At 65.6% G+C, this 320-nt stretch carries 1 protein-coding gene; it reads left to right on the forward strand.

Annotation, left to right across the window (positions count from 1 at the left end; genetic code table 11):
• On the forward strand, positions 1-320 hold a 320-nt coding region (tmk, locus tag EN852_RS37990), incomplete at both ends, for a dTMP kinase (RefSeq protein ID WP_135879845.1).

Consider the following 320-nt stretch of genomic DNA (forward strand, 5'->3'; position numbering starts at 1 on the left):
GCCGAGGCCGGACGGCAGGTGTTTCTGTCAGGGGCTGCCGAGCCGTTTGGCCCGAAGATGGAGGCGATCCTGTTTGCTGCCGCTCGTCCCGACCATGTCGAGCAGGTGATCCGGCCGGCGGTCGAGCGCGGCTCGATAGTTTTGTGCGACCGCTTCATCGATTCCTCGCGCGTCTACCAGGGCGTCACCGGGGGCATCGATGCCGATTTCATGAAGGCGCTTGAAGCGGTGGCCATCAACGGCATGATGCCGGACATGACGCTGATCTTCGACATCGATCCCGTCGAAGGCCTGAAGCGCGCCACCGCCCGGCGCGGCGC

It is taken from the genome of Mesorhizobium sp. M2E.F.Ca.ET.209.01.1.1 (assembly GCF_004010375.2).
GTDB lineage: Bacteria > Pseudomonadota > Alphaproteobacteria > Rhizobiales > Rhizobiaceae > Mesorhizobium.